At 60.8% G+C, this 22,186-nt stretch carries 23 protein-coding genes; 7 read left to right on the top strand and 16 right to left on the bottom strand.

The window, feature by feature from the left end; translation table 11 throughout:
* Positions 1 to 16 precede the first annotated feature (16 nt).
* Both ESZ53_RS09905 and ESZ53_RS09900 read right to left on the bottom strand, forming a co-directional pair.
* The gene (locus tag ESZ53_RS09905) at positions 17 to 931 is read right to left on the bottom strand and encodes a serine hydrolase (protein ID WP_129072668.1); all 915 of its coding nucleotides are present in this window, start codon (positions 929 to 931) and stop codon (positions 17 to 19) included.
* Positions 925 to 2,892, bottom strand: coding sequence for a M13 family metallopeptidase (locus tag ESZ53_RS09900; RefSeq protein ID WP_129072667.1), 1,968 nt, complete (start codon positions 2,890 to 2,892; stop codon positions 925 to 927). Before ESZ53_RS09900 ends, ESZ53_RS09905 begins: the two co-directional genes overlap by 7 nt.
* Positions 2,893 to 2,967: 75 nt before the next feature.
* Between ESZ53_RS09900 and ESZ53_RS09895 the strand changes: the two genes are divergently transcribed.
* Positions 2,968 to 4,389, top strand: coding sequence for an MFS transporter (locus tag ESZ53_RS09895; RefSeq protein ID WP_129072666.1), 1,422 nt, complete (start codon positions 2,968 to 2,970; stop codon positions 4,387 to 4,389).
* A 33-nt stretch (positions 4,390 to 4,422) separates the two neighbouring features.
* On the opposite strand, the gene ESZ53_RS14495 is transcribed toward ESZ53_RS09895, so the two are convergent.
* Together ESZ53_RS14495 and ESZ53_RS09885 are read right to left on the bottom strand one after the other, a co-directional pair.
* Positions 4,423 to 4,641 (bottom strand): hypothetical protein, encoded by a 219-nt coding sequence (locus ESZ53_RS14495; RefSeq protein WP_246837288.1) that lies wholly within the window; start codon positions 4,639 to 4,641, stop codon positions 4,423 to 4,425.
* 116 nt (positions 4,642 to 4,757) lie between these two features.
* On the bottom strand, positions 4,758 to 5,234 hold the full coding sequence (locus tag ESZ53_RS09885; RefSeq protein WP_210403788.1) for a hypothetical protein: 477 nt from the start codon (positions 5,232 to 5,234) through the stop codon (positions 4,758 to 4,760).
* A gap of 115 nt (positions 5,235 to 5,349) precedes the next feature.
* On the opposite strand from ESZ53_RS09885, the gene pip reads away from it, so the two are divergent.
* Positions 5,350 to 6,294 carry a prolyl aminopeptidase gene (gene pip / locus ESZ53_RS09880; protein ID WP_129072664.1) on the top strand — a complete coding sequence of 315 codons (945 nt, stop codon included), beginning with the start codon at positions 5,350 to 5,352 and terminating at the stop codon, positions 6,292 to 6,294.
* On the opposite strand, the gene ESZ53_RS09875 is transcribed toward pip, so the two are convergent.
* Positions 6,285 to 7,013 (bottom strand): alpha/beta fold hydrolase, encoded by a 729-nt coding sequence (locus ESZ53_RS09875; RefSeq protein WP_129072663.1) that lies wholly within the window; start codon positions 7,011 to 7,013, stop codon positions 6,285 to 6,287. The genes pip and ESZ53_RS09875 overlap by 10 nt on opposite strands.
* A 122-nt stretch (positions 7,014 to 7,135) precedes the next feature.
* Between ESZ53_RS09875 and nucS the strand changes: the two genes are divergently transcribed.
* Positions 7,136 to 7,831: an endonuclease NucS gene (nucS, locus tag ESZ53_RS09870; protein ID WP_129072662.1), complete on the top strand. Its 696-nt coding sequence runs from the start codon at positions 7,136 to 7,138 to the stop codon at positions 7,829 to 7,831.
* Between the two features lie 50 nt (positions 7,832 to 7,881).
* A complete protein-coding gene (locus ESZ53_RS09865; protein WP_129072661.1) occupies positions 7,882 to 8,544 on the top strand; it encodes an HAD hydrolase-like protein in 663 nt (220 codons plus the stop codon).
* Here the strand turns inward: ESZ53_RS09865 and ESZ53_RS09860 are convergent.
* Positions 8,537 to 8,950: a hypothetical protein gene (locus ESZ53_RS09860; protein WP_129072660.1), complete on the bottom strand. Its 414-nt coding sequence runs from the start codon at positions 8,948 to 8,950 to the stop codon at positions 8,537 to 8,539. The two genes, ESZ53_RS09865 and ESZ53_RS09860, sit on opposite strands and share 8 nt — an antisense overlap.
* A 118-nt stretch (positions 8,951 to 9,068) precedes the next feature.
* Entirely contained in the window at positions 9,069 to 10,418 is a 1,350-nt protein-coding gene (locus ESZ53_RS09855; protein ID WP_129072659.1) for a hypothetical protein, read from the bottom strand.
* A 470-nt stretch (positions 10,419 to 10,888) separates the two neighbouring features.
* Here ESZ53_RS09855 and ESZ53_RS09850 point away from each other — a divergent pair, with 470 nt between their 5' ends.
* Positions 10,889 to 11,407: a hypothetical protein gene (locus tag ESZ53_RS09850; RefSeq protein WP_129072658.1), complete on the top strand. Its 519-nt coding sequence runs from the start codon at positions 10,889 to 10,891 to the stop codon at positions 11,405 to 11,407.
* Positions 11,408 to 11,692: 285 nt separating this feature from the next.
* On the opposite strand, the gene ESZ53_RS09845 is transcribed toward ESZ53_RS09850, so the two are convergent.
* The 3 genes from ESZ53_RS09845 to ESZ53_RS09835 form a co-directional block, all read right to left on the bottom strand.
* Positions 11,693 to 11,917, bottom strand: a complete 225-nt coding sequence (locus tag ESZ53_RS09845) for a hypothetical protein (RefSeq protein ID WP_129072657.1) — start codon at positions 11,915 to 11,917, stop codon at positions 11,693 to 11,695.
* Between the two features lie 1,371 nt (positions 11,918 to 13,288).
* On the bottom strand, positions 13,289 to 13,972 hold the full coding sequence (locus tag ESZ53_RS09840) for a hypothetical protein (protein ID WP_129072656.1): 684 nt from the start codon (positions 13,970 to 13,972) through the stop codon (positions 13,289 to 13,291).
* Between the two features lie 1,221 nt (positions 13,973 to 15,193).
* Complete coding sequence (locus ESZ53_RS09835; protein WP_129072655.1) at positions 15,194 to 15,400, bottom strand: hypothetical protein; 207 nt, start codon at positions 15,398 to 15,400, stop codon at positions 15,194 to 15,196.
* 365 nt (positions 15,401 to 15,765) lie between these two features.
* On the opposite strand from ESZ53_RS09835, the gene ESZ53_RS14350 reads away from it, so the two are divergent.
* Together ESZ53_RS14350 and ESZ53_RS09830 are read left to right on the top strand one after the other, a co-directional pair.
* On the top strand, positions 15,766 to 15,927 hold the full coding sequence (locus tag ESZ53_RS14350) for a hypothetical protein (protein ID WP_168187220.1): 162 nt from the start codon (positions 15,766 to 15,768) through the stop codon (positions 15,925 to 15,927).
* Positions 15,928 to 16,147: 220 nt separating this feature from the next.
* The gene (locus ESZ53_RS09830; RefSeq protein ID WP_129072654.1) at positions 16,148 to 16,696 is read left to right on the top strand and encodes a hypothetical protein; all 549 of its coding nucleotides are present in this window, start codon (positions 16,148 to 16,150) and stop codon (positions 16,694 to 16,696) included.
* 32 nt (positions 16,697 to 16,728) lie between these two features.
* Here ESZ53_RS09830 and ESZ53_RS09825 read toward each other — a convergent pair whose 3' ends face one another.
* From ESZ53_RS09825 to ESZ53_RS09800, 6 genes are all read right to left on the bottom strand, one after another.
* Positions 16,729 to 17,838, bottom strand: a complete 1,110-nt coding sequence (locus ESZ53_RS09825; protein ID WP_246837287.1) for an FtsX-like permease family protein — start codon at positions 17,836 to 17,838, stop codon at positions 16,729 to 16,731.
* On the bottom strand, positions 17,835 to 18,479 hold the full coding sequence (locus ESZ53_RS09820; RefSeq protein ID WP_129072653.1) for an ABC transporter ATP-binding protein: 645 nt from the start codon (positions 18,477 to 18,479) through the stop codon (positions 17,835 to 17,837). Before ESZ53_RS09820 ends, ESZ53_RS09825 begins: the two co-directional genes overlap by 4 nt.
* A 4-nt stretch (positions 18,480 to 18,483) precedes the next feature.
* Positions 18,484 to 19,578 (bottom strand): peptidoglycan-binding protein, encoded by a 1,095-nt coding sequence (locus tag ESZ53_RS09815; RefSeq protein ID WP_246837286.1) that lies wholly within the window; start codon positions 19,576 to 19,578, stop codon positions 18,484 to 18,486.
* A 40-nt stretch (positions 19,579 to 19,618) separates the two neighbouring features.
* Positions 19,619 to 20,263, bottom strand: a complete 645-nt coding sequence (locus tag ESZ53_RS09810) for a hypothetical protein (RefSeq protein ID WP_129072652.1) — start codon at positions 20,261 to 20,263, stop codon at positions 19,619 to 19,621.
* 131 nt (positions 20,264 to 20,394) lie between these two features.
* Entirely contained in the window at positions 20,395 to 21,594 is a 1,200-nt protein-coding gene (locus ESZ53_RS09805) for an NAD(P)/FAD-dependent oxidoreductase (RefSeq protein ID WP_129072651.1), read from the bottom strand.
* Entirely contained in the window at positions 21,591 to 22,121 is a 531-nt protein-coding gene (locus ESZ53_RS09800) for an isoprenylcysteine carboxyl methyltransferase family protein (RefSeq protein ID WP_100387739.1), read from the bottom strand. Before ESZ53_RS09800 ends, ESZ53_RS09805 begins: the two co-directional genes overlap by 4 nt.
* Between the last annotated feature and the right edge of the window lie 65 nt (positions 22,122 to 22,186).

Here is a 22,186-nt window from a genome sequence, read left to right as displayed (position 1 = left end):
CCAGCGGTACGGCGTCTTAGTGCACGTACTCCATGAGGTCGAAACCGAAAGTGCGCAGCGCTTCGATTACTTGCAGTCGAGCGTGCATGCTCTTGTCATCGAACTGAATGGATGCCGCGTAGGCCACCGCGCGCTTGTTGCCTCGCAGCGCCCCGGCTTCCGCTCGCACGCCCCGGTCGATGCCGGTCTTGTTCACCAGCAGGGTGTTGTGGTCTGCCCCGCGATGAGCCAGCGGATCAAGCCCGAATGCACTCGAGACGAGCGACAAATCGGTATTGAGCGAGAGCCAGCCGAGCACGCGCTGGCTGGCAAGAGAGTTGACGATTTCGCCGCGGGCGAGGGCACCGAACAACCAACTGAGTTCCACCGCTGATCCGACGGAGAGCTGAGGGGCGTCGTCAGGGCCACGAGTATCGCGCACGAGATCGAGAAGTGCCGTCTTGGTCAGGCCGAGGGATTCGGTGCGAGCCCGCACAGCATCCAACCCGATGAGACGAAGCAGGATGTTGGTGGCCAGGTTGTCGCTGGTGGCGCCCACGAGGGCGGCGAGGTCGGCGACGGGCAACGACGGTGCCTGCATGTGTTGCCACAGCCCGGCCGCTCCTACAGCTGCTCCGGGCACTTTGTCGAGGATGCCGTAGGGCGCAAAGTCGCGGTCTTCGAAGCGTGCGGAGACCTCGATCAGCAGCAAAATTTTGCCGATGCTGGCCGTGGGCAGCGCGACGCGATCGTCGATGCTGAGCACAGTGCGGCCAGTGTTGATATCGACAGCGCTGGCGGAAACGCGCATGCTGCGATCAGCGAGCCGCAGTTTTCCAAGCGCGGCAAAGGTACTGGCGAAGTTGGGTTCTTCTCCAGTTCCGGCGTGTTTCGCAACTCGGGGGGTGCGAATTCGACTCCGGCGTTCTCGGGTTTGCTCGATCTCTACCAAATAGTGACGCGATCTTTCGGGTCCAGCCACAACGAATCGGATTTCGTCACACCAAATGTCTCATAGAACGCATCCAGATTGCGAACAATTTGGTTGCATCGGAACTCATTGGGCGAATGCGGGTCGATCGCCAGCAAGCGAATGACCTCTTCATCGCGGCCCTTTTGCTGCCAGGCCTGCGCCCACGACATGAAGAAGCGCTGCGCGCCGGTGAGCCCGTCAATCACGGGAGCTTCGGCACCATCGAGAGAGAGTTGGTAGGCCTTCCATGCGATCGCGAGACCGCCAAGGTCTCCAATGTTTTCGCCGATCGTGAGAGAACCGTTGACGTGATGCTCCGGCACCTGGGCCGGGGCGAGGGCGTTGTACTGGTCGATGAGCGACTTGGTGCGCTCTTCAAAGGCGGCCCTGTCTTCCGGAGTCCACCAGTCGATCAGGCGACCGTCGCCGTCGTATTTGGCACCCTGGTCGTCGAAGCCGTGGCCGATCTCGTGGCCGATGACGGCACCGATGGCGGCGTAGTTGGCGGCATCATCGCGACCCTCGTCAAAGAAGGGGTACTGCAAGATGGCGGCGGGGAACACGATTTCGTTGAAGCCCGGGTTGTAATACGCGTTGATGGTTTGCGGTGTCATGAACCACTCGTCGCGGTCGAGCTCCTTGCCGATCTTGCCGAGTTCACGCTGGAACTCAAACTCGTTGGCAGCTCGCACGTTGCCGGCCAAGTCATCCACGCTGATCTCGAGCGTGGAGTAGTCGCGCCACTTGTCGGGGAAACCGATCTTGGGCGTGAACTTGTCGAGCTTCTCGAGCGCACGCTGCTGCGTGGTGGGTGTCATCCATTCGAGGCCGTTGATCGACTGGCGGTACGCCTCTACAAGGTTCGCGACAAGAACGTCCATCGCCGACTTTGCGGTCGGCGGAAAGTGGCGATCCACGTAAATCTTGCCGACGGCTTCTCCGAGTACGCCCTCCACGAGCGAGACGCCGCGCTTCCAGCGAGCACGAAGTTCGGGAGTGCCTGAGAGCGTGCGGCCGTAGAAGTCGAAGTTGGCTTCGACGAAATCGCCCGAGAGGTAGGCGGCGTTGTTGCGGATGACTTGCCACGACAACCAGTCGCTCCAGGCCTGCAGGTGGTCGTCGCTCAAGAGCGCTTCGAGGCCTTCGGCGAAGCTGGGCTGGCGCACAACAACCTCGTCAAAGGCGCGGGCCGGAACATCGATGGCGTCGAGCCACACGTTCAAGTCGACAGCACCGGCGAGGTCGTTGGCGGCCTGCCAGGTCATCGGGTTATAGGTCTTCTCGCTGTCGCGGTTGGCGACGTTATCCCAGTGCTTCGACGCGATCTGAGTTTCGAGGGCGACAATGCGGGCGGCACGCTCGGCAGGAGCGTCGAGGCCGGCGAGCGTCAGCATCCGCTCAATGAACGTTTCGTACTTGGCCAAGATCTCGGCGAACTTCTCGTCGCGGTAGTACGACTCGTCAGGAAGACCGAGACCGCCCTGCTCGAGAAAGACGAGGTAGCGCTCGGGGTTGCCGGGGTCGTTGTCAACGAAGAGCTGGAAGAAGCCGCTCGTGCCGCCGCGTTCGAGGCGACCGAGTGTGCTGAGAAGAGTGGGGATCGAGTCAACGGCGGCAGCTTCGGCAAGCGGCGCTGCGATGGGGGTCGCCCCGAGTTCGTCAGCGCGAGCCTCGTCGAGGAAGCTGGCGTAAAGGTCGCCCACCTTGCGCTGTTCGGTGCCGGGCTCTGCCGACTGCGACTCGATGATGATGTCGCGAACTGCCTCTTCAGCTTCTTCCGCGAGAACCATGAACGAGCCATAGCGAGCCTTGTCAGAGGGGATCTCCGTGCGGTCGATCCAGGCGCCATTAACATGACGGAAGAGGTCGTCTTGCGGGCGCACCTTCTCATCAAGATCGTTGACGGCAATTCCGGATGACAATGACGATTCGGCACTCATGCCACCCAGCCTAGAGCGTTATTCCTATGCACACGCCGCGAATCTAATACCGGTGGATAGCCCTACACTTAAGTGATGACAGCCTCTGACTCGGCCGCCACACCCCCCTCTCTTCCCCACGGCCTCACCAGCCGCCAAGTGCTCTCGTGGCGCAATGCGATCGCCACCCTTTTCGCTCTCGCGGGCTTCTCTTTTGCCAGCTGGGTGGGCCGCATCCCGACGGTGCGCGACACTTTTGGTGCCAGCCATTCGGAAATTGGCATCCTGCTCTTCGGGCTCGCGATCGGCTCGCTGCTCGGACTCGTCGTTGCCGGCAAACTCGTCGAGCGGTTCGGCGCCAAAATCGTCGTGCGCGCCTGCGTGGTGCTGTTTGTCGCTTCCCTCGCTGCTACTGCGCTCATCATCGGAGTGCTCGGCAGCTTCTTCGGTGCGGTGATCTCGCTCGCGGTCTTTGGGTTGGCGTTCAGCACCTACGACGTGGCCATCAACCTGTCGGGTACTGCGAACGAACGGCTCCTTGGCCGTTCGAGCATGCCGACTCTGCACGGTTTCTACAGCCTCGGCACGATGGCGGGTGCCGGGTTCGGCGCTGCGGCGGAAGCGCTGAGCGTTCCGCTCGCCACTCACCTCGTGATCGTCTCGGCGATCGTGCTCATCACTGCGCTCGTCGTGTCGGGGTTCATCCTTCCGGAGCGGCTCGCGGATCCGCCACCCAACACTGTCGAGATGAAGATCGCCGCGGGAGAGCTGACCGCCCCGAAGCTGAAAAGCGTCTGGCTCGAGCCCCGCACTATCCTGATCGGCATCATCGTGCTCGGCATGGCCTTCGCGGAGGGCTCGGCCATCGACTGGCTCGCTCTCGCCATGGTCGATGGCTACGAAATCTCTAATGCCTTCGGCACTCTGATCTTTGGTGTCTTCGTGACGGCCATGACGGCGACGCGCTTCTTTGGGGTTCGCGCCCTCGACCGCTTCGGTCGTGTTCCCGTGCTCCGGGCATCCGCTGGTCTCGCTGCTGCCGGACTGTTGCTCGTGATCTTCTCGCCGGCTGTCTGGCTCGCCGTCATCGGCACCGCACTCTGGGGTGCAGGGGCCGCACTCGGCTTCCCCGTCGGCATTTCGGCCGCTGCGGATGACCCCAAGCGCGCCACCGCGAGAGTGACGGCCGTCGCAACCATCGCCTACGCCTCCACGCTCATCGGCCCACCCATGATCGGCGTGCTCAGCGACCAGGTCGGTGTGCTGAATGCGCTGCTGCTGATCGTCGTTCTCGCGATCATCTCTGGGCTACTTTCGCCGTACGCCCGCGAGCTTGCAGGCCGCCACGCGTTCCCGTACGTCGACTTCTCGTCGCCGGGTACGACATCCATTGCCATCACAATGGCGACCACCGAAATGCACTTCGTCATCACCCCCGAGCAGATCGAAGAAGCGCAGCGCGAGAACGAGCGTCGCGGCTTAGGCAAGTTCAAGCGCAAGCGCCCCGGCGGGAAGTAGCACCGGGCGGCTCCCTCGATGATTCTCGGGGGTCTACTTCGTTTGATTCGGGTGCGCCGTGTGAACAGCGACTAGGTTCACAGTTTTGCCCTCAACATAAAACCAAATGCGCGCGCCATTTTTGAGTTCGTACTGCCATTGGTCGTGGCTTTTACCTGCACGCACCACTACCGCAAGGTCGCCCTTAAGCGGATGACAAGTGCCGTCGATGCTCTGCGGATCGCGCGTCAGGCGGTCCCACGCGTCGACCACCGTACTGAGTTGGGTCGCACGAACGTCACGCCAGCCCTTTTCGGCGGAGGTGGTCGCACAAACGATCCCGTACTCAGCACGTTTGAGCGGTCGCGGTACCGATTGGTTTTTGGGACTCAAGATGCGCGCGGGTCGGTGACTTCAGCCGCGACATCGAGCCAGTCGTTGGTCGTGTTTCGCAGTCCAGCGGCGTAAGCCTCGGCTGTGCCGCGCCAACCGTTCAGCGTGCCTAGGAAAAGGTTGTGCTGTTTGAGAGAGAAACAGGCGCGCGCCGATGCAACAAGCTCGTCCGCAAAGAGTGCACGCTCGTTCTCTGAAAGCACCGCTGCCCACGGGAACGCGTCGGTTAGTCGTTGAGCAAAAACCTCGGGATCGACCATGACGGCTACCCCAATAAGTGAAGCAGCGGCCGACAGAACCTGATCGGTCTCGTCCGCCGCGGCTTTAGAGGTGAGGACCAAAGGCTCAGCATCACGCCGCGTCACCAAGACCGGGCCGCGCTCGGCAGCGTGAAAGACCTCGGCAGAGTTGCGCGACAGTTCTGAGGACTGCACTTGAGAGGTGACCGCAGGACGCGGTGTGGCGATTGACATAACTCCATTATTCCGAACACGTTCTGAATTGGCAACAATGCGGCTCGAATTCTCAGCAATGCTGGCCGCAAAAATAAGTCACTAATGCTCACGACTGCGCTCTTAGGCTAGAGGTGTGTTCGAACCAATCGCGCCCTATTCGCACGGCTGGCTGAGCCGACCCGATGGAGTGCGCTTGTTTTGGGAGGAATCCGGCAACCCACACGGGCAGGCAGCGCTCTACCTCCATGGTGGGCCCGGCAGCGGGCTGGGCCCCGGAGGCTACCGGCGACGCTTCGACCACACGGCATATCGAATCATTGGGCTCGATCAGCGTGGCTGCGGGCAGAGTACCCCGCTCGCCATCGACGAACTCGATTCGCTCGATACCAACACCACTCAAGCGCTCATCGCCGACCTCGAAGCCTTGCGCGAGCACCTCGGTATAGATGCGTGGGTTCTGCACGGGGTCTCGTGGGGCTGCACGTTGGCGATGGCGTACGCGCTCGAGCATCCCGACAGAGTGCTCGGCCTGGTACTCGTCGCCGTCACCACCGGCTCCCGCGAAGAAATCGAGTGGATCACCGAAGGCGTTGGCGCGATTTTCCCTGAGGCGTGGGCGCAGTTCAGTTCAGTAGCACGCGAGGGAGAGCGCCCAGTCGCTGCCTACGCGCGGCTTCTGCGAGACGAGCATCCCCAGGTTCGAGCTGACGCGGCCCGCGCGTGGGAAACCTGGGAGAGCATCCACATATCGCTCGACCCTCATTGGGTTCCCGGCCCGCTGTTCGACAACGATCGTGACCGGCAGAACTTCGCCACCCTCGTGACTCACTATTGGGCAAACGACTGTTTTCTCGGCGGTGACGCGCGAATCCACGATCGCATCGCAGAGCTCACGGGGATTCCTACGACTCTGATTCACGGTCGCCATGACATCAGCGGGCCCGTCAGCACCCCTTGGCGCCTTCACCACAGCTGGCCGAGCAGTGAACTCATCGTGGTCGAAGACGAAGGCCATGGTGGACCCCGTGAGATGGAATACGCTGCGGCCGCTCTCTCGAAACTGGTCGCTCAGGCCTGAGCGAGCCACTCTCGCACGCGGTCACTGAACCAGTCCGGGCGTTGAAGCGGGATGCCGTGCCCGCAGTGTTCGACGAGCGTGAAGGTGCTGGCGGGTTGGGCTTCGTGGATCGCGGCGGCCGACTCGTGCATCACCCGACGTTCTTTCGTTCCTGCCATCACGAGTACACGGCCGTCGAAGATCGACCACTCCGCCGGGAGTTCGAATCTCATGTTCTCGCCGACGGCGGCGAGCAAGCTTTGCTTCGTGACGCCGGCACTCGTCTCGATGTAGTCCTCGATCTGGTGAGGAGGAACGAACAATTCGCGAGCTTGCAGCTTGGCGAACCAGCGCTGGCGAGCAAGCGGAGCGCTGACCCCCAGGGCGGCGAGTGTGAGACCCGTGAAGGGCATGGCTTTCGCTTGCGCGCTCACGATCACGGCGTTCGTGACGAGTTGGGGGTAGTGCGATGCGAGCAGAATCGAAAGCTGCGCGCCCAGCGAGAACCCGATTACGGTGACCGGGGTCGTGATGAGACGTGCCAACGCTGCGACCGTCGCCGCGTGCGAAACATAGGGTTCGTCGGCTGAATGTCCGTGGCCCGGGAGGTCGGGAACGATCACCCGGTAATCGGTCTCAAGCCGCTCTCGCAGTGAATCCCACATCCAGCCAGCAACACCGCCGCCGTGGAGAAGTAGTACGGGCGGGGCATCGGCTGGTCCGGAGGTGGCGACATACATGGTCACCATCCTGACAGGTGCTCGCAGGTGGACGGCCGACGGCGGGCGTAAAGCTTGGCGGAGAGCCAACGAATCTCGCCCAGGATGATTCACCACCGGCCTTCTCCGAGTACCGTAGGACGGTGCGACTTGTCATAGCCAAATGCTCCGTTGATTACGCCGGGCGTCTCAGTGCCCATCTGCCCCTCGCGACGCGACTGCTGTTACTGAAGGCCGACGGCAGTGTGCTCGTGCACTCCGATGCGCTCTCGTACAAGCCGCTTAACTGGATGAGCCCGCCCTGTGTGCTTTCCACCCTTGAGCCCGAAGCCGAGCAGTCGGATGCCGGAGTCACCGAAATCTGGAAAGTCGCCCACACCAAATCGGCCGACATGCTCATCGTCTCGATTCACGAAATCCTGCACGACTCGAACCACGAGCTGGGCGTCGACCCCGGACTGCAGAAGGATGGCGTCGAGGCTCACCTGCAAAAGTTACTTGCCGAGCACATCGACATTTTGGGCGAGGGCTACCGTCTCGTTCGCCGCGAATACATGACCGCCATCGGGCCGGTCGACATTCTCGCGACCGATGAGAAGGGTGCGAGCGTTGCCGTGGAGCTCAAGCGTCGTGGCGACATCGATGGTGTTGAGCAGTTGACGCGCTACCTCGAGCTGATGAACCGCGACCCTCTGCTGGCTCCCGTCACCGGCATTTTTGCAGCCCAGGAAATCAAGCCGCAGGCACGCACGCTCGCGAAGGACCGCGGCATCCGCTGTGTGCTGTTGGATTACGACGAGATGCGCGGCCTCGACGACCCCAACATGCGGTTGTTCTAGTCTTCAGGTGATTGTCCCAGTGTTCAGGCACACGGCCTAGGCTGGTAGCGATGGCTACTAATTGGACTTGTATTCTCGTTGACCTTGACGGCACGATCGCTGACTCGGCGCCCGGAATTACGGCGTCGCTCGCGTTCATGTTCGAGGAAATGGGCCACCCCGTTCCCTCCGCTGAAGAACTGCGCGCCTACGTCGGCCCGCCCATTGTGAACTCGTTTCGCGACCGCGCCGGGTTCACCGCCGTTGAAGCAGCGCAGGCCCTCTCGATTTACCGCCGCCACTACATGGAGGGCAACAGCGCCAACGGAAGCGACATCTTCCCCGGTATGCCCGAGGTGCTGAAGACGCTGCACGCGACCGGGATTCCGCTGTCGCTGGCAACCTCGAAGCCCGAATTTCCGGCATCCGTGATTCTCGACCTAGCGAACCTCACGCAGTACTTCCGCGTGATGGCCGGCGCCTCGATCGACGAGATTCGTAGCGCCAAGAAAGACGTCGTGGCCGAGGCCATTACCCGCCTGAAGATGATCGGTGCCGACGTGAGCAACCCGGTGATGATCGGCGACCGCTTCTACGACATCGAGGGTGCGGCCGAGCACGGCATCCCCACCATTTATGTCGACTGGGGTTACGGCAACTCCGGCGAGTCCGACGGCTCAATCGCTGTCGTGTCAAAGGCAGAAGAACTGCTGCCGCTGCTGCTTCCTAGCTAGAAGGCCGCAGCTCGACCGTTTTCGGGAACTCATCGTTGAAGGTTTGCTCGATCACGAGCGGATCTCGATCGACGCCGTCAGGGATCTCGAGCACGTGCAGCGTGTACTCAATGTTGTTCATGCTCGGCAGCAGCGATGGTGGTTGACGAAACTCAACGTGCATCACGCCGTCTTCAGCCGCATACGCTTTCGTTGGTGTCCATTGCCGACCGCTACTCCCTCCGGTGCGGATGCCGACCTTCTCGTCATCAATGAGGCAGGCGACGAGGGCGCCGGTGTCGTCTTCCGCCACAACTTCGGCATCGTTGCAGTCGCCGGCATCTTTGAGCGCGACGCTCGGACCGACGCAGGCCGTGAGGGCCAGACCGCACGCGAGAAGGAGGGTGGCAAGCCCAGTACTTCTCAATCTTGTCCGACGCTGAACGCAACATGCACACAACGACCTGGATCTTGGCCTGGCGTGGCAGCAGGCCGAACACCTCTGGGCCACCGCCAGCGCGGTAGGCTTTCCTTTTTCTCCCACGCTAATAATTGCTTACCGCTAGGCCGTGGGTGTACTGGGTGCCAACCCACCTAGACAGGGGAGCGAATGCCACGTTGTCTGAACACGACCTCGTATCGGTCGGCGGTTCGCCCGTACACGTAGCTAGAGGAAACGGGTTCTTTGCGGATATGATCCCCAAGCCGTAAGCGCCGATGCTGCCGTCCGAGCTTCTCACTTGGAATGCGCCCACGGGTCCTCCACTGTCGCCGTTTCCGGCTGCCGGAATTCCGTTTGCCTGAGAAGTCCACCGCAGCCAATACAGACCGGCATCTGTCGGCGTAAGCACATCCACATTCTGGAGCACGTTTCCACACACTGGGCCGGAGAGCGCGCCGTTGAAGCAGGTGCTGTCTCCGCCGACTGGGGCGTAGTATCCACGAATTGGGACGACACTAGTTGTGTCAGTGTAGCCACCGATCATCTGTAGCGCTGACATCTGCTCGGTTTCCGTGTAGATCTCGATATCGCTACCGCCCGCCGCTTGCATCGTCGAGTAGCCCACTCGCAACGAACCGTTGTGCTTACCCCAGTTCCACGCTTCTCCGTTTTTGCCGCAGTGGTCGGCAGAAAGGTATGCGTGCGCAAGATCAGCAAATCGAAGGATTGGGAATCCCGTGGTGCAGATCGAAGTATTATCTTCGTGTGCCATCAGCCCGCCAGACAGTACTGGCGCTGAGCTGCGTGCCCGCGCAGTCGTCTGTGCAAGTTCACCCTCAATGTACTCGACTCGAACGCCTTCAACTTCAGCGGCCAATTCCAAACCACCCTGCCTGTAAGTGCTAAATGACGTTGAGGTCAGTGCGACAGTTATCTTTGAGCCATCTTCCGCGGGGAATCCGCCTGCAAACTCAATATCATGCCCGAGAACCGCTGTGTCGGCGGCGATCGATTCAATTATTGATTCGAGCTTAGACAGCGGGCGCTCACTAGATACGATCTCCCAGTCCTGTTTTACTGGAAGATCGAGCCGAACAGCAGAAGTTGCAACTCGGGCATCTCCATAGACGAAGAAACTTAGCTTGTCGCGATCGCTATCCCAAGTGACAGTGTTGATACTTTCACCTGCGTCAGATTCTAGAATTGCAGTAATTGCGGCCCGCGATTCTTGCGAAAGCTCAGGAGCAGCCCCTACCGACGTGACGACCTCTACCAACTTGACGTCATTGACGCCACGATCATCAATGACATTGGTCGAAAGAAGAGACGGGCTAGATGCCTCTTCAAAACCTGTCCCGCTTTCCGGAACCCCAAAAGCTGATGCTGTGCTGACTCCGACCACACTCAGCGACCACACCAGCAAAACGATTGTAAAACGTCTGGCGAAAACCATTTGAGTCCCCAAAGTTTTCGATAAAGCTATCACTCGTGCACGCTTTGTCTACCCCTCTTACGGGGGGTAGACAAAGCGTGCATGACGACGTAGATTCTGCCCACGAGAATATTTCAGTTATTGCGAAAGGGTTATTGTGAAAAGGCAAAGCACCAAATGGATAGCTGGACCGATACTTCTGGCCGCCGTAATAGCGATGAGTGTCGCGGCGCCTGCCTCTGCTGGCACGCTAAACGCGAGCCGGTCCTGCTCTGTTCCGAAGTCAGTAGCGATCTATTCAGATCAGACGGGTCCCGGTTACCACTACTACCAATCCGTCCCAAAGCTCGTAAACACCTCACAAGCGAGCGGGGTTCGAGGCCAGTTCCAGACATATAGCTCTAGTACATCTACCAGTTACACCGTTCATTCAGAAGGCACTCTATGGAGCGGCGGCGCGACCTGCATCTAGTTACGGTCCGGGAATCATCATGTATCGGGTATCGCTCAGCGCAATGGTCTTGCTTCTAATCCTGACGGGATGTTCTGGGCCGCCGAGGAGCGACACTGCCGCCGAAACCCCCTCCATCGCGGACTACGGGAAGCTCATGGTGGAGTGTCTGAACGAGTTCGGCTTTGAGGCTGAAGCTCAGGGCACTGGCGTGACGGCGGAAACCAGTTTTGAACAAATCGAACCTTACAACGCAGCGGTCGCAGAATGTGAACTCCGTCACGGATACGATGCCACTGGCGAAATGACCGATTCCCAGTTGGCCGCGATGTACGAGTTTGAGTTGGAAACCGAGCAGTGTTTAGAAGCTTTGGGTTATCTAATCGAAATACCAACAAAACAGACGTACATAGACAGCTACTACCTTTCAGCTGAAAATGGCGGCTTCCCACTCCCCCACACGCAAGCGCTCATTCAAGCCCAGGGTAAGGCGGAGCTTGAAGCACTCAATTCAGAGTGTCCGCAAGCCGTACTCCTGTACGACGGCCCAATTGGTTGACATATGTCGTGAGAATCCCACACCACTTGAGGCAATACCCATGCTTTTCAACCGCCATGTCTATCAGTCGACGCGAAACCGGAAGATTTCGTCCCCACGTTCGTGCTTGGTGATCTAGATCCGATTCGTCAGAATCCCGCCCGAACGTCGCTGTTGGGCCAATCAAGTCGGCCGGCTGCCGATTGAATTTCAGCCCGCCATTACCAACTCACGACTGAACCTTGGGATGACGCCACGCCCGCCTGAGCAGCTCTTGCCCTTGGCGGGGCTGCGCTGAGCGCCCCGTTACGGAACCCGAAGCTCTTTAAGGGGATCGCGGCGCGCGGCGGCGAGCGCCGGGATGAGGGCAGCAATGAGCCCGGTGACGATCGCCAAGATGGCTACTGCGAGGAAGAAGTTCAACCCCGGTAGCGGGTCACCGCTCAGCTGCAGTCCGATCGCCGCGGCGACACTTCCGATGGTCGCGCCAATGCTGCTCAGAACTGCGACCTGCGTGAGGAGCAGCCCCACGATGAGCCCTGGGAGGCCCCCAACGCGCGCCGGCGACCAATGACGTTCCGCGCAGGCCCAAGACCGCAGTACCTACAACGACTAAGTGCAGAAGGATCTGGAATCTTGGTGTCCTCCTGCTCGGTGTCCGCCTCGGCATGGTTGTGACGCCCCTCGGCGAGAGAGTTGTCCAACCCTCACGAAGAGTTCGGCCTAATAATTGTAATTTCGCCGCTCGTGAGGGCATCCTGAAGGCATTCGGCTACCTGCACCGCGTCGCCCTCAGTCGCCCCGGGGACGAGGGTGATACCAAAGCCAGAGGGTGGTAGATCTGCGGTTGAGACAGACGTGTCAACCATCCTGTCTCCGTCGCAGCGGTCTTCGCCTGCAAAACGGGGATTCGAAACACTTACCGACCACACGGGCGCATCACCGTCCACTATCCTCGGGGTGGAGGCTCCGGCGCACCCTGCTAAAGGGATGATTCCTACCAAGACGCCCACAGTCAGAGCTTGCCGTAGCCCCCATACACGTCCTATGCGAGGACTTCGGGTGTACGATCGGGCAGAAGGGGCAGCTGCGCGCTGCAGTTCAGCCGTCACTGTGACTCCGTGGAATCTGCCACGCGTGTCTTCCGTGACGGGATGTGGCAGCAGCAGCGATGGGGGTGCCCCGAAATACCGTACGGCGTTCCGCCTCGAAGCATCCCTCATCACTGATCTCCTACTTTGAATTGGCACATTAGTAGCCCTAGGGCGCCACCTGAATAGACCACCCCGACGCGTTAGCGATGCGCCACACCTCCGTGCTATAGACGGTGGAGCTGCATTTGCGACCGTTCGTCCCGCTGTCCCCGGGGACTCCGTTGCACGTAGAGCCGGAGTTACCCGGGATTGCGGAGATTATGCTTGTTGCCAATCTAACCACGGTGCCGCCTGATGCGCTAAGGATGTACCCAGGACCCCCGCTGTCGCCGTTGCCTGCGGCAGGGAGCCCAGCGCTATTCAACGTGACGATGGACCGGACTGATGTCAGGTCGCCTCCCAAGTTCGTATATACGTCCTTAGCTGTGACGACGTTTCCGCATACAGTGCCGGAGAATGAGCCCGAATAGCAAATTTCACTTCCGACTGCGGGAATGGCCGACCCGGAGATCGCTCCCACCCCTGAGGCATCATACGGTCCATACCACACGTATGGCTGCGAGAAGTTGCTGGCCATAATCGCACCATCGAAGGCTGTTTGGCGGGACTCGGTTGTGCCGTAATTCCATGCGGTCAGCCCTTCAGTTGTCACCCAGAAGTCACCGACGCTCCCGCAGTGCGCTGCGAACATGGTTCCTTCAGCCTCGCCCTTCTGGACAGAGAAGCCGCTTGTACAAGCGCTTCCTGTCTAAAAATTGGTGATGCGTGCCCCGCCGAGGTGGTAGTCATTATCGTTTAGGCGCGTCGCGGCCGGTTTGACGCCACCTTGCGAGACGGTGAGTGGAATCTCGGTCAATTGCGCTAGACGAGAAATCAGCTCTTCGGAAGGTTGAACATCTCCCCGCGATGTTCCTATACCGGCGGTGGCAACCTCCAAGTGTGAGCCATCGACGGCAACGGTGACTCGCTCAACACCAAGCGCCGCGCCCTCACGCAAGACGTGCTGAGCTGCATCTCGCAAATCGCCGGGAAGGAACGCTGTCTGAGCCACGCTCACCTCGACAACAGCAACCGAATCACGGAGCAGAGCTGAGAGTCCTTCGCTCACCTCACCATGCCACCACACTGTGACTTGCTTGCGATTTTCGCTGACCTCAACCGCACTGAAACGCGCGTCGCCGTCAAGTTCGCCTTGAAGCGCGTCGATGTACTCTTGCGTTTCGAGCGGTATCGCAGGCAATGTCAACTTCTCTACTTCAGAGGAAACGTCGGATGGCGTAATCCTTACCTCGTCGGTGATATGTGGGGTGCTATCGGACGTATTGTCGGCAGCAGAGGCACCAGTCGCCGCTCCGACGGCGACTAGAATGAGGGCCGCGACGCCGGCGATGGATGCAGTTCTCCTGCGGAATATTTTCAACTGAAGCTCCATTTCCTTTTTCCTTTCTGAAGAATTTTCAATACATGCTCATGAGTGTAGCGATATGGTGCTGATCTCGCAGTCCCCTCAAATGCCAACTTGCGACCGTACCCGCACTGCGGATATAACCTTCCACGAAGCTTGCGGATTCAGCTTCGCCCGATTGTTGCGCTGAGCCTCGAAGCCGGCGTTCGACCAAACTGCTCTTCCAGCAGTACCCCATAACCCGGTCTAGGGCACGGCTGTTCGCACTGTCTTCATCATCAACGCGGCCATCGTGTGGTTGGTCGAGGAGCCTCTCACCTCTCCTCGAAATTAGGTCATCGCAATGTCCACTTCCAGACTGTCGGCCCTACTGGCGTACTTGCTGAAACCTTGTCCAATGCGCCACCTGCTCTAGTGCGTCAGTTGCTCTGAGCAAAGATTGACCCGCACTGGTCGGCGCCGAATGGGAAAAGTCCCCCTAGACCGTCCCGCATAGTGGAACGGTTACCGGCAACGTCAGCTCGATGTTCTGGTGCAGGACATAGGAATAGGGTCTCGCGTGACATCACAGCAGCGAGAGTGTGAACGACACGATGGCCTTGCGGCTGAGAGAGTGATTGTCGATTTTCTGCCGCGGTTCCGGAACACCGCGATATCCGGCCCGAAGTCCGTGATCCGGTGCAGCGGTCGTCGGGCTAACCGGCGTGCCTATCTTGAGACGTGCAGCGATCGAGGAACGTCGGGCAGCAATCCATCTCCTCCTCGCTTGACCGCCCGTCTACGAAGTCTCCTGCTGCGGACTCTTGCGGCAATTAGCCTCGCGACGTGCTTCCCGAGCGAATGAAACCTACTCCGGCGACGCGGGACAATCGTTAACGAGCCTTGAGAGAGATATCATTGAGGGCGATCCGAGCGTTGTGTGGCTGATGGATCCTGAGCACTTTGCACTCACCCTCGCGGGCAGTTCGAGCCGTCCGGCCTACCCGACTGAAGTCCGGGAAATCGATAGCCAGACGATCGAAGTTGTCTTGCAAACGATGCTCTGGCCACTTTTCGGCGGATCTCACGCACATTACACACGAGGTCAGCACACCCACCCAGATCGATGAGTCGAACCCTACTGGCGAAGAAAAGGGTTCGCTCGTCTTCGTGTCGAAGGCGGAAGAGTTGCAGGCGTTGTTGCCGACTAGCTAGAGGGCTACAGCTCGACTGTCTTCCGATACTCATCGGTGAAGGTCTGATCGCTCACTAGCGGATGTCGGCTTTATCGTCATCAATGAGGCACGCGATGAGGTCGCCAGAGTCGTCATTCACCACAACGTCAGCGCCCTCGCAATCGCCGGCATCCTTGAGCGCGATGCTGAGACCAACGCGCGCAGTGAGGGAGAGGCCACACGCGAAAATGAAGCCGGCGAGCGCAGCCCCTCGCGCCTTTCGACGCGAACCGCTCTCCAACTTACTTTCCGCACTCAGAACCCTCCCCAACCTCGACTAAGCCACGACGAAACAGCTAGAAGATAAGTGAAACTCACCCTCCCGCGGCCCGCGCCCTTCGACAAGGAAATTGATCGATCTGAGACCTTCCACTAGCCGGAGTAACGACGGTGTCACAGTGGGCTGACACTGCATTACCCTTAAGGAAAACTCAGAATAGACCGCTACATGGCGCTGGGCTGGGGTGATTCGATGAGCGGCGCGCGCAGCATTAGGGCGAAAGCGTGGGGAGCGATTGCGGTGGCGCTTATCTTGTCGGGTTGCGCGAACATCCCTGACGAGGATCCGGTCGCCGAGGCCCCTCGATCGCTGACTACAGCAAACTTATGGTCGACTGCCTAGGGGAATCAGGTTTCGAAGCTGAAGCACAAGGCTTCGGCTTCACGAGCGAGACCACCCGGGACCAAGTTGAGCCGTTCAACGCCGCCGTTGCCTATTGTGAACGCCGCTATGGCTACAACACGACAGGCGAAATGACGGAATCATAACTAACCGCAATGTATGACTTCGAACGTGAAACTCAACGGTGTTTAGAAGCTCGCGGCTATTCAATTACCGTGCCGACCAAGCAAAACTATATTGATCATTACTACTCATCGTTTGACGAAGGCGGGTTCTCTCTACCTCATTCCCAAGCGAGAGAACAGGCGCAGAGTCGGGACGAACTAGATCGGCAGGGCACTGAGTGTCCTGCCGCGGTGATTCTGCATGACGGTCCGATCGGATGACACGCCTCGCGACGGCACGGCAGCGCGTCGAGCTCGCAGCCTGGCAAGTGGGGTGCTGCTGATCGGCTTAGTGATCAGATTGGGGGCGTGCACGCAATCCGATCAGACTGAGCTCGACGCGACACCGGCGATGCGGCCGACCGACGACGATTATCAGCGTGCGCTCGAAAGGTATGACGAGTGCATGAGGGCCGACGAGTGGACCGGTGTCGATTCGCCAACCGGCACCATCTTTGGTGCCCCCACCGCACAAAAGGACGCTTTCCTCGCATCCGAGGAGCGTTGCACGACGGAGAGCGGCCTCGACCCCGACCCCGCGCCTGACATCACTGACGCATCTCTCGAGGCGGGCTACAGTTCTCTTCTCGACATGCGGGAGTGCTTAGTCACCAACGGCTTCGAAATCGCGGCTGCCCCTACCTTTCAACGATTCGTGGAGCTCGCCGGTGCATGGTCGCCTTACGAGTCGCTCAGTGGCATTGACCAGATCCAGAAGGCCGAGGCAGTCTGCCCCCAAGACGGGTTTTGATCTAGAGGCCCAGCTTTCAGTGGCCCGAGCCGTTACGGAACCCGAAGCTCCTTAAGGGGGTCACGGCGAGCGGCGGCGAGCGCCGGGATGAGGGCAGCAATGAGCCCGGTGACGATCGCCAAGATGGCTACTGCCAGGAAGAAGTTCAACCCCGGTAGCGGGTCACCGCTCAGCTGCAGTCCGAGCGCCGCGGCGACACTGCCGATGGTCGCGCCGATACTACTCAGAACTGCTACCTGCGCGAGGAGCAGCCCCACGATGAGCCCTTGGGAGGCCCCTAACGCGCGCCGGCGGCCAAAGTCTTTTCGGCGCAGCATCACGAGCCCGTACAGAATTGCGGCGGCAAGCACTGCCGTTAACGCGAAGACCACGAGCACCAGATTACGGCCGAAGCTGCCGAGCTGACCCTGCACTAGCAACCGCAGTTCGGCCAAAGATTCACTCGTCGCGATCGTCACTTTGGAGGGGTCATCCACCGCAAGCACTGAGCGAACAGCCGCAGCAATCGGCGCAACGAGGTCTGGGCGCTCCGCAATCACGACGAGGACACTGACGTCCGCCGGCGCCGCCCCCGACTCCTGCTGCTGAGGCACGACAACGAGCGGTTCGAGAAAGGCGAGGTAATCGGGCACTGTGATGCGACCCGCGATCGCATAGTCGGCGCCGCTCGAGGAGACCACTCCCCCGGTCTCATCCGGCATCCCCAATTGCTCAAGCGCTAGTTCTGACGCCAAGGCCGACACATCGCTCAGCGGCAGCGCTCCAGTCAATGCCTGAATATCGTCACCGTAGGCCAGCCGCACCGGCACCGGCGGGCCATCCAGAATCGCAGCGTTACGAACATCGAGCGCTCCCCCGAAGGCGCCCGCCCACGCGATGCCATCCACGTTGGCGAGGCGCTCAAGAACAGAAGAGTTCAGACCGGCACCACTCTCGGCGCGCACCACAACCGCGCGAGTTCCGGTGGAATCGATGGTGCCAAGAACGGCCTGCTCGGCACCGACCGTGCGCCCGGTCGTCAGTAAGACGGTCGCGCACATTCCGGCGATCATGATGATCGTGACAACGGATGCGACGGGCTGGCTACGTGCCGTCGCTGTTCCCTCACGCAGGATGGCGAGCATCCGCCGCAGGGCACTCATAGTTGGATCACCCTGTCGCAGCGAGCAACGAGCGCAGGGTCGTGGGTGGCAACAACAACGGTGCCGCCGTTCGCCGCCTGCTCCCTCATCGCGTCGACGACGATGGTCGCCGAGTCGGGATCCAGGTTTCCGGTGGGTTCGTCGGCCAGCAGGATGCGAGGGTTGTTGAGCAGAGCCCGGCAGAGAGCAATGCGTTGAGCTTGCCCACCCGACACCTGTCCTGGGGTGTGGTGCGCCCGCAGGTTGACGCCGAACTGCGCCATCAGTTCAAGCGCACGGCCCTGAGCGGTATCCCTTGGCTCGCCGCGGTAGAGAGCAGTCTCGATCACGTTATCGAGCACTGTGCGAGTCGCGTCAAGAGCGGCATCCTGAAACACGAAGCCGAAAAGGGTTGCCCGCAGGCGGGCACGCTGGGCATCAGGCAGGCGCGTTGACTCGACGCCGTCGAGCAGCACGTCCCCGGCGCCCGGTTTAAGCATGAGCCCGAGGAGGTAGAGCAACGTTGACTTGCCTCGGCCCGAGGGGCCAGTCAGGGCGACGACTTCTCCGGCCGAGAAGGTGGCATCCCAGTCGCTGAGGATGGGCGTGTTCCGGTTGTAACCGAAGGTGATTCCGCGTGCTTCGAGCAGCTCGTGGGGCACGGCGCTATTCTCCCGAGGCCGGGACCCGCACGCGAGTTCCCGCCGGCACGCCTTCGATCACGGACATTCCACGAGCACTCGTGACGACGGTGACGTCATGGGCAACGGCCTCGGAGTCGATCACGCTGATGGTGCCGTCAGCACCGCTCAACAACGCAGCCGAGGGAACAACAAGTCCGCTTACCGTCTCAACGGTGACGATGCGAGACGACAGCAGTGTTTGCCCTGTCACTGGAATGGTGGAGCATTCGTCGCCGCAAATAACACTGTCATCAGCGCCCGCGAGAACGATCGTGGTTTCTCCCGACTCTGAGGTTTCACGATCGACGACGACCGCTTCCCACACCGCGTCACCGTTCGTGATTTCTACCCGGGTGCCGTTGGGCATGAGTGAAGACTGCGATTCGGTGACCGGAATCTCAAAAGTGGGTGACGGTAGCAACCCCTTCACGACGGCTTCGCCCCCGCCGAGACTTGCGCCGCGCTTGACCACGTCGGTGTCGAGCGCCAAGCGCGAAGGCAGTGAGGGCACAAAAACGAGATCGCCCGACTGCACGACTCCATCGCGCTCAAGGCCAAGACTTTCTTGCCAGGCTCGAACAGCCCAATAGGTGGCGTAATCGAACTCTCCGTCGGGAGTCCACTCATAGAAACCGAGGTCGGAGAGCATCGCCTGCAATTGCTTCACATCTGCCCCCTCTGTCCACAATTCGAGAGAGCGGAACGCGGGGATCGACCCTTGGGCGACGACGACGGGCCGCAAGTTCACCGTATAGAGAATGCTGCCCTGCTTCGCCTCATCGCCAGCCGCAATTGCCACACTCGTGACTGTTCCGGAGGCCTGATTGCTGCCCACAGGAACAGGCGTCCATTCAGCAACAGTGTTCAGGTTGATGCTCGACCCGACCTCACCGTCGACAACCTCGACAAAGGTGAACGCCGTTGAATCAAGTACGTCCTTTGCCGGAGTGAGAACAGTGGATGCCGCCCAGCCCACACCGGCGCCCACGAGGAGCACCACGAAGCCGAGAGCCAACGCGGGCACGATGCGGCGGCGCGGTTTTTCGTAGAGGCTCAGCTCCGTGGGGGAATCTGTCATTGTGAGGCACTTTCAACTTGATGGAGTATGAAAAGAATACTCATTCGGCGTAGACCCGGTTCGCTGGACCCGGACACGCAACCCTGAGCTCGGCGAGTGTTGCTTGCGACACTGCGGGATCAGTAATGATCTCAAAGTAGGGAAGCCAGAGGGGGCTAGCGCTAATATCTCCGGCGAACTGCTCAACCCAAGCCTGCTCCGAAGGCGGTTCGCTGATCTCATACCCTTGCTGCATCAGGCAAAGACGAGCCTCCAACTCAAGCGAGTATCGTTCACGAATCGCTCGTTCCGACATGGGCGCAGGCGGAAAAGTAGCGCTTGCCTCAGCGACACACTCCTCGAGGTTTGCGTCGTATTGGTCCCCCTGGCCTTCGGGTACCGTGACGCCTCCTGCCCCTGGACCGTCTTCAATAGGCAGCCAGCCGAACTCGCTCATACACGCGTCTACGATTTCGTCTGCAAGCTCGAAAGTCGATTTCCCATTGACCAATCCATCAGGGTCGACATCAGTGGCATCCGGCGACACTGAATGCCCGGCGGCTTGCCCCACATCGTGCTGCGCGCACGACGCCACAAGGAATAGGCCAACGAGAACGAGGGATAGCGAGAGCAAGGAACTCCGACGCAGCCGACTTCGCGCATTCAGAGCGGGCTGAACTGCGGTCGACGAGCGGAATCGCTTCATCGCAAATTCTCCTTTAGTGTTACGTGCCGTACTTATTGACTAATAATCTAGTTCACTTGGTCAAGATCAACCGAAGAAACCCTCGGGGCACTGCTCATTCAGCTCAGGCTGACTCCGCCGGACCGCACCCTCTAGCGGGCCAGGCTTTCCACAATGCGACCGTAAATGCCGGGCAACCGCGCGGCGACCGGCACGATAGCTCGGCGCAGCGGTGAGTTCGCGGCCGCCACGAGCCCGGTGGTGAGCATCCGAAAGTCGCGGGTCACTCGACGCCATTCGCGTTCGTACCGTTCGGGTTTGCCTGCGACGAGGCACTCGATCGCAGCGCGCGCTTCCGCCAGCCCTAAGCGGATGCCCTCCCCCGTGATCGCATCGACGTAGCCAGCGGCATCGCCCACGAGCAGCACTCGGCCCGCGCGCTGCCCGGTGGTGTTCTGCAACAGTGGGCCAGCACCCCGCACCGTCGAGGCGGGGGTTGCATGGCGTAGGCGTTCGGCGAGCACCGGCACACTCGCCAACGCCTCATCGAACGATGTTCCGCGCGGGCCCAGCACCGCAACACCCACCTCGGTGTCGCTCACCGGCGTGACATACAACTCAGCCGTCGGCGCCCAATGCACCTCCACGAGATCAGTCCACGGAGCAACCTCAAAGTGCTGCCGGATGCCGAACCGCCGAGAATCACGTCGCCTCGCGCGGCGAGGGCGCGCGGCCAGGCCAACCAGCTCGCGCACTGTGGAGTGCAGACCATCGCAGCCGAGCATCCACCGCCCCTCGATGGTGCGAACGTCAGCGAGGTGCGCGGATACCGCGCTCGCTTGCGCCTTCGTGCCGCCTTGGCCGCTTTCTGCGCGGTTCGCACTGCGGCTCCGGCCATCCATCTGAGCCCTGTCGCCATGCTGCTCGATCGCCTCAACCTTGCCGTGGTCGAACTCGACGCCTAGCTCGATCGCGCGCTCGGTGAGCGCCCGGTGCAGTTCGGTGCGACGGACGCCGAGCGCGGCATCCGAAGCGAAGCGGTGTTCGGCGGTGCGAGTGCCGTCTTGGTAACTAATACCCGCGATCCTGCGCCCGCGTGGGTGAACCCCGAGGGCGGCGAGTTCGGTGACGGCGCCGGGCATGACTCCTTCGCCGCAGGCTTTGTCGATGGTGCCGGTGCGGGGCTCGATCACAAGGGCGGTGAGGCCGTGCATCCGCGCATTGATGGCAGCGGCGAGACCGACCGGCCCGCCACCGACGACGATGACGTCCACGACCGGCGAAACGCTCGGTTCGGTCACCGCATCATCGGCCGCACCTGCAGCGACCGCATCGTCACCCGCACCACTCATGGCGTCAGTTCGCGCAGGGCCCGGTTTTCGGTCGGGATGCGGAACGCCAGCAGCAGCACCGCATTCAGCACGGTGAAGACAATCGCCGTAACCCACGCGGTGTGCACGAGCGGCAATGCGATTCCCTCGATTGCGACAACTAGGTAGTTGGGATGCGGCAGCCACGTCAGCTTGTACGGCCCGCGGTTCTGCACACGGCCGGCCCCGGGCACGACGATGACGCGGGTGTTCCACTGAGCACCAAGCGAGTTGATGATCCAATAGCGCGCCGCTTGGCAGAGCAGGGTGATGACGAGCATCGGGATTCCGAGCCACAGCAGGAAGGGGCGATCGGCGACGATCACTTCGACAACGCAGGCGATGAGCAAGCCGGTGTGCAGGGCCACCATCCACGGAAAATGCTTCTGCCCATACTCGCGACCGCCGCGCTCAAACGCTGCGGCAGCATTGCGCTTGGAGATACGCAGCTCATAGAGGCGCTCCATGCTCGTGCCCACGATGAGGGCGATGTAGGCAATGACGGTCATGTGCGGGGCTCCTTCATGCTCACCTCTCGGTCGTTGCGGCCGCCGCAAATTCCGGCAGCGGCGCC

Origin of the sequence: Salinibacterium sp. UTAS2018 (assembly GCF_004118935.1) — a bacterium.
Lineage (GTDB): Bacteria > Actinomycetota > Actinomycetes > Actinomycetales > Microbacteriaceae > Rhodoglobus.
This window is presented reverse-complemented; position numbering and strand designations above follow the sequence as displayed.